Annotated in this window: 4 protein-coding genes and 1 pseudogene; 2 read left to right on the top strand and 3 right to left on the bottom strand. The window is 36.0% G+C overall.

Going from position 1 to position 6632, the window contains the following annotated elements:
- Positions 1 to 73: 73 nt before the first annotated feature.
- Positions 74 to 3835, bottom strand: coding sequence for a S8 family serine peptidase (locus B6K90_RS03855; RefSeq protein ID WP_088011384.1), 3762 nt, complete (start codon positions 3833 to 3835; stop codon positions 74 to 76).
- A 538-nt stretch (positions 3836 to 4373) separates the two neighbouring features.
- On the opposite strand from B6K90_RS03855, the pseudogene B6K90_RS03860 reads away from it, so the two are divergent.
- A pseudogene (locus B6K90_RS03860) lies at positions 4374 to 5121 on the top strand (IS1595 family transposase); the annotation flags it as partial.
- Positions 5122 to 5216: 95 nt separating this feature from the next.
- Here the strand turns inward: B6K90_RS03860 and B6K90_RS03865 are convergent.
- Positions 5217 to 5534 (bottom strand): hypothetical protein, encoded by a 318-nt coding sequence (locus B6K90_RS03865; protein WP_088011386.1) that lies wholly within the window; start codon positions 5532 to 5534, stop codon positions 5217 to 5219.
- Positions 5535 to 5668: 134 nt separating this feature from the next.
- On the opposite strand from B6K90_RS03865, the gene B6K90_RS03870 reads away from it, so the two are divergent.
- Positions 5669 to 6148, top strand: coding sequence for a DUF3888 domain-containing protein (locus B6K90_RS03870; RefSeq protein WP_088011388.1), 480 nt, complete (start codon positions 5669 to 5671; stop codon positions 6146 to 6148).
- A 162-nt stretch (positions 6149 to 6310) separates the two neighbouring features.
- Here B6K90_RS03870 and B6K90_RS03875 read toward each other — a convergent pair.
- On the bottom strand, positions 6311 to 6632 hold a 322-nt coding region (locus B6K90_RS03875), incomplete at its 5' end, for a VanZ family protein (RefSeq protein WP_174567630.1).

Consider the following 6632-nt stretch of genomic DNA (forward strand, 5'->3'; position numbering starts at 1 on the left):
TTATCCGAAGGGCACTGATATTGACACATAAAGAAGCACCTCCCAAAAGGAAGGTGCCCCTCTCATTCTTTATTTACTTCAATCCAAAAGCCTTAATAATATCTTGATTAATACTATTACCTGCATCATCCCAAGCACTTGCTCTTAGTGATACAGAAGATGCCTTCTTACGGTTTTCAATTCTAGCTTTCCAGCCATCTTTTTCACGATTTAAGTCAACGATTTCCCAAGACTTGCCTTCGTCATAAGAAACTTCTAAAGTCGCACCTTTCATTTTTCCATTTCCTGGTGCACCAGCTACTTGGATAGCTTTCATTTCTAAGTCGATCCAACGGCCCGATTTTGCATTACCGTCCATGTCAGTGTCTACATTGTAATCAAGCGAGATTAATGGAAGTTCTGTTTTATATTCTTCTTGTTCTTTAGACCAGAATGTCCACTCTGTATGTGTTTTTACAGAATTATCGAAGCGTTCTGGATCGCGCCAAGCATCACTAACTACTTTATACTGAGTATTCGCAGTTGGGTATTCGTTAAATGAGTAGATTGCTTGTCCTTGCGCTTCTTTTACTAGTTTTGATCCTTGGTATAGTTTTAATTTTTGTGAACCTGGATAATTAGATTCTGAACCTGTGCTTCCTACTCCAGAATCAGCCCATGCAGGGATGTTGATGACTAAGTTGTTTCCTGTACGATAAGGTTTCCAGAAGCCATCACCTAAACGTGGTCGAGCAACTGGTGAGAACCACTCTTCCTCTAATGTTTGACCTGGTTTATATGTTGCTAATGGTTGGCGTACTTCCCAAGCAGCATCTAGCATACTAGCTTGATGGTACCAAGAAGTGCCTTTTTGAGCAGAAACCCATTCAGTTCGAACTGATGGTAGATTTAATTTAAATTGGTAACCTACTCCATTTGGTCGATAAGACGGAATATCCCAACGGAACTCACCACCTGCAGTAAGCTGATCTGATTTATATTCAGCATTAATTTTTACTAGGTCGCTTGCTTTAGGTGAATAAGTTAAGTCATTTGGAATTGCATTGTCATGGTTATCAACTAGATCGTAAACGTATTTCGTATTAGGAGTACCTTTTACATCAAGTGTTACCTTTTTGGACTTCGCAGCATCAATCAGTTTTTTACCTTCTGTTTGACTGATTGCTACAACAGCGATTGGAGAATCTGAAAGTGAATAATCTTCATTCTCAACTCCAACATATTCACTAATCTCTTCTGGGCCATCGTTTACAGTAATAACTAGTTTTGCACCTGCTGCATAAGCGGCTGCAGAGCGCTCCATACTAGTTACTTCATCACTTCGATCAACGATAACAGCTTTACCTTTAACAATTAATCCTTTATAATCTGCTGGCGCGCCTTTACCTACATAAACAGCATCTAATTTGTATCTTCCATCTAGTAATGTACTTCCAGCTTGTGGAAGATCATCTAATTCTTTGCCTTTGAAATTAATCGTCATGTAAGGTTCAATTAATCTCCAACGAGTGTTAAATGCAAATTTTCCATTTTTAACTTTCTTAATTGGCTCAGCATACATCTTATCTACTGTAACCGGCATCACATAGATGTCACCAACATTGTTGCCGTCAATTTCACGGTAATATTCCATTTTTCTAAAGCTTGCTTCTGTTTTATTTGGTACGTTTGCTGTAATTTCATTCGCTTTACGTGCATCCAATGTAACAGTTTGTGGACCATCCAAGTTAATTTCAGGACTTCCTACAAGTGCAACGCCTGCATGGTCAGTATCAGTATCAACATCCATCATTGACATTGCAGAATAAGTTCCTGGTTTTAGACGTAATTCTGTTGTCCCGTTAATTGCAATAAACTCCGGTACACCATCTGGACCAAGTAGATTGATATACGCTAAAGTAGGGTTACCGTCGCGTCCAATTGCTTTTAATGTTAGTGGGTATCTTTCCTCTTCTTTAATCATAGCTAGTGATGTATGCACTACTGTTTTACCATCAACATTTGCAGAGATCTGACCTTGATAACGTTGTCCATTAGCAGCTGCGTTCGGATCAAGTGTAACTGTAACTTTTGCACTACCTTTTGACGGTACAGTTACTTTGTTCGTTGAAAGTTTAAACAAACTAGCAGGTGCATCTGCATTGCTATTATCTGTAATCTTTGCTGAAAGGTCTAATGTCACAGCCTGATCACTGTCGTTAGTGTACGTAATTGTTTTCTCTTTCAATCCATCATTTTCATGAGGCCAAGCATAGAAACCAAAATCAAGTGAGCCTGTCGCACGCAAATCACCAAGAGTCGCTGCTGCAACATCAAGTCGTCCAGTTCCACCTTCTAACGGCTTAATATCATCTAATTTTTTAGTTGTACTCATTAATGCATCTTTCAGCTGTGCGCCTGACCAATCAGGATGGCGTTGAGAAAGAATTGCAGCAGCTCCTGCTACGTGCGGAGTAGCCATAGACGTACCACTCATCGAAAGGTAAGATCCGCTACCTTGAGTTGAATATTGAGATCGTGCAGCAGTAATATTTACACCTGGTGCGCTTAAATCAGGCTTTAATCCTTCACTTCCAAAACGTGGACCTTGTGATGAGAAGTAAGCAAGATTATCAGCTTTGTCTACTGCACCAACCGTAAGTGCCGCATCTGCTGATCCAGGAGAACCGATTCCTTCACGACCTGTATTACCGGCCGCAATAACAAACAATGAGCCTGTCTCAGCACTTAAATTATTAACCGCTTGAGCCATCGGATCGGTACCATCACTTGACTCATCGCTTCCTAAACTCATGCTTACAATCTTGGCATTGTGTGCAGCCCATTCCATACCGTCAATAATCCATGAATCAAGTCCAAAACCTTCATTACTTAACACTTTTCCTACTAATAGACTTGCTCCCGGTGCTACACCTTTATATTTTCCACCTGATGCTGCCCCTGTTCCTAGTACAGTAGATGCTACATGAGTACCATGTGCATGAAAATCGCGAACATCTTCATCTGGAACAAAGCTTTTTGTTTCTTTTATTTGACCAGCTACATCTGGATGCTGTGCATCGATACCTGTGTCAAGAACTGCTACCTTTACACCACTTCCGTTGTAACCAGCATTCCAAGCAGTAGGTGCCCCAATTTGTGGAACACTTTGCTCAAGCGTTGCCTTTACACGTCCATCTAACCAAATTTTTTCAATTCCAGGTGTAACTAATGACTTTGTAGATTTTGTAGTATCCGCAGATTTTATATTTTTCTTAACATCTTGCCAAAACTCTTTCGAATCCTTCTTATCTGCCGAAAGCGCTGCCCCGTTTATACTTTCAAGTTCATGTGTTTTCTTTGAAGCTTTTAATGTAGGCTTTAAGCTTGAGCGAGTTTTTGACTCTGAATATTGTACGATCACAGGTAATGTCTTTTGAGAAGCATCATCATATCCATCCGCTATTAGTGCGGTGATATTGAATAAATCTCGATCTAGTGCACCAGAAGCTAAGTAAGGCATCGCTTGTTTAGGAATAACATATGTATCCTTATTGACCGTCATGATATGTGAACCACCTTCAGCTTTATCCGCTGGCTCAACACTGATCACGCTTTGTCCATCTGCAAGCTCTGTTACAGTAACAACATCACCTGTAATAAGGGTAATCACATGCTTCCCTGTACTTGCTTTTGCGTTAATCCCTTGAAGATTCGTTTCTACAGCATTGCTATTTGTTAAATTTGAAACATTATTGCTTGTCCCAGCAGCTAACGCTTGAAAAGTCGGAATAGCAATAAGAGCTGTTGTCATCATCGCAGTAACATACTTATTTAACCTAGGCTTCCCTGTCATCTTACACTCTCCTATTCTGATAAAATAAAAAAAGCGACCTCTCATATGAATCTATTAAATCGATCTTAATCGTTCATATTCAAACCACTTCTCCAAAACACTCTACACTTTCAAAATATAAAGAATATTCAATCACTGGTCAATTGGGTTATTCATGTCCTTGTTTATCAGGATTTTATTAAAATACATTAATATTTGTAACATTTTTGAATGAAATTAACCCACCTATTACCACAAATTAAATGACTAGTTGTTAACTTATCAAATTTTCATTTAGGTACATAAACCTACTAATCTTTCAAATAAATAGATCGAAAGCGAAAACTAATACCTATTGCCATTTTGCTATTATAAGTGCTATTCAGGTTCAAAAAACAGATAAAAAAGCACTTAACAATTTGTGTTGCTAAGTGCTGCTCTTCTTTTTCTATTTATTCGTACCCACCATAAATTTAGCTGTAGATGCTTTCAATCGAACTTTTAAATAGACTACTTATCTTAACTTTCCATTAAAAATAAAGCCTGTGGTTAACAAACATATCGTGGGAGACAGCGTTACTTTTGTCATGATTGCTGCAAGTCATTTAATGACTTAACAAATACACCGATTTCAGGTTCACGATATCTTGGAAAATGGGCGAAATATTTTCGTATGATGATTGAAGGTTACACCTTACCAAAAATTGCTGAAGAACTTAAAATTCACATATCAACTTGTTTCTATTGGAGGCAGGAGATTTTATTTGCATTGCGTTCTTTAGGATTTCAAGGTTTAAAGGGAATTGTTGAAAGTGATGAGACCTTTTTCAAAGAATCCTTTAAAGGATGTAAAGTTGAAGGCAGAGACCCCAAAGAACGTGGTGGAAGAGACCCAAAAAGAGGTATAAGTAGTCTAAAAATTGCATGTTCGAGCAGAAGAAATAGATGCGGTAATTGGGGAGTATATAGACTCCTCTGCTTTGTTATGCACTGATACTGCTACAAACTATAAAAAGTTTGCATTGGATAAAGGTCTAAAACACGAAACAATTAATGTTAGTAAAGAAGGGTATGTGAAAAAAGGCATTTACCATGTTCAACATGTAAATAGCTTTCATAAACGTCTTGGAGATTGGATGGATAGATTTCAAGGGGTAGCCACTAAATATCTCGACAACTACTTATACTGGTTCAAATTCTTACAACAAAATAAGAAGTTAGCTACTAAGGACAGAGTAAAAGGTATTATGTTAGGTTCATGTCAAAATCCTAATTACATTACAGTTAAGTATTTACGAGAAGTATAAATTAGTTGAATTAGAACTAAAAAGCCATATCAACGATATGACTTTTAAAGGAATGCTATTCAACTAACGCATTAGTTAGTTGGATAAGCAGGTATTCAAAGAACCCCTTCGCCGAAGTCTCTAATTACAAATGATAATATAGAAATTAAAACTAATATTATTCCAAATATAATTAAAGGGATATCTCTATTTTTTGAACCTAGCAAATTTCGAAAAATGTCTTCTAGTAAAAAAATAGTATTAAACATTACAAAAATAAGAATTATAGGAATTACAATATTATCAGAAGAAATGCTAAAAAAACCGGTTCCTATTAATAAAAACGCTCCTAAAGAAGTTGTTATTAAGTCGCTTAAATCACGATACGATTTCCTCTTAAAGAGCCATTGGTAATAATTTTTAAGAACTTTCATATTTTTCCTCACCTTTAAAAAAGATTGATCTTGTACAACTAAAGCATTAGTTAGTTGTATAAGAATTCTGCTCAAAGACTATGGCTTTGTATAAAAACTACTTGTTCACATATGTTATTAATGGAGGTGTAGGAATGAAAAAAATATTTCTAGTTTCAATCTTAACAATTTTCATCAGTATATCTGCCTTTTGGGGTGTAACAAACGCGAGTAAAAGTCAAGAAATGGATGTCTCATCAATTAAATTTTCATCGTTAGACAAAGTAAATAATCGATTTTACGAAACCTTTGTACTAGATCTTTATCGTAAAGAAATAATGAACAGTATCAAAAATTATTATAAAAACAAAAATGAAAAAGTTCGAGGTTATGTGATCCCAGAAGATGAAAAGTATGTTTCCATACAATCAGCAAGAAATGTAAAAGGTTTAGAAGAAAAATTTAGTTATGTATTAAAAATTACAATACGTCCAGTGGAAAAAGATGAAACCGTCCTTGGTCTAGATACATTATATTTAGCTGTTGAACCATCAAGGGTAAACATGACTAAACTTCCTAAAGATCTTACAAAAACGAAGTTATTAAAATATGAGCATAAAGAAGTAAAAAAATAGTATTAGTTATTAATTTTTATTTACATAAGAATCTATATAGGCAATAAAAGGGGACTTTCTCATGGAAAGTCCTTTTGCTACTTATCCAACTATCGCATGCGTTAGTTGAACAAGCAGCAAAAAAGCCACCCTAAAATAGATGGCATTTGATATTTTCAATTACTATTTAAACCTAATAACACCACTAATTAATACTAAAACTAATGCAACAAGGAATATCACTCCGATTGAAGTTAAAACATTAAGGATTTTATTTACTTTTGTACTAAACAGCCTACAAAATACAATATAAACTCCAATTCCAATAATTCCACCTAATGTATTTCCCAAAAGGTCAGTTATATCGCTAGCTCCTATAGCAAAGGTAAATTGCAATACTTCAAATAACAAACTAACTCCTGCTATTACTGCAATCTTTTTCAAGAAAGACCAATTTGGTTTGAGCATACTGATATAAATTCCAAATGGGATAAATGCAAGTACA

Origin of the sequence: Gottfriedia acidiceleris, assembly GCF_002128425.1 — a bacterium.
Lineage (GTDB): Bacteria > Bacillota > Bacilli > Bacillales > Bacillaceae_G > Gottfriedia > Gottfriedia acidiceleris.

Excerpts from the sequence above, each read along its gene's own strand:
- B6K90_RS03855 (WP_088011384.1), bottom strand. The coding sequence starts at position 3,835 with ATGACAGGGAAGCCTAGGTTAAATAAGTATGTTACTGCGATGATGACA.
- B6K90_RS03865 (WP_088011386.1), bottom strand. The coding sequence starts at position 5,534 with ATGAAAGTTCTTAAAAATTATTACCAATGGCTCTTTAAGAGGAAATCG.
- B6K90_RS03870 (WP_088011388.1), top strand. The coding sequence starts at position 5,669 with ATGAAAAAAATATTTCTAGTTTCAATCTTAACAATTTTCATCAGTATA.